The sequence below is a fragment of the Algoriphagus sp. oki45 genome (assembly GCF_036245605.1).
In the GTDB taxonomy this organism is placed as follows: domain Bacteria; phylum Bacteroidota; class Bacteroidia; order Cytophagales; family Cyclobacteriaceae; genus Algoriphagus.
In genome coordinates, this window is record NZ_BTPC01000032.1 from 1 (window position 1) to 309 (window position 309).

General features: G+C 49.5%; 1 rRNA gene. It reads right to left on the reverse strand.

The features are described from left to right. Positions 1-203 (reverse strand): 23S ribosomal RNA (locus tag AAA942_RS20285); the annotation flags it as partial. Positions 204-309: the final 106 nt, after the last annotated feature.

The window sequence follows — 309 nt, forward strand, 5'->3', positions numbered from 1 at the left end:
CCTCCTATGGGTACTTAGATGTTTCAGTTCCCCACGTTCGCCTATCTTTCGATATAATCCGCATTACGCGGACTGGGTTGCCCCATTCGGAAATCTGCGGATCAACTCGCATTGGCCAATCCCCGCAGCTTATCGCAGCTTATCACGTCCTTCCTCGCCTCTGAGAGCCTAGGCATCCCCCGTGCGCCCTTATTCACTTACTTCTACTTTAAATCATCCTCGCGGATGAATCTGTTACAGTTTCTACTTCAATATGTCAATGAACTGATGACCCCTGTAGGGTCAGTGTCAAAGTGTGTAAGGCCTCTG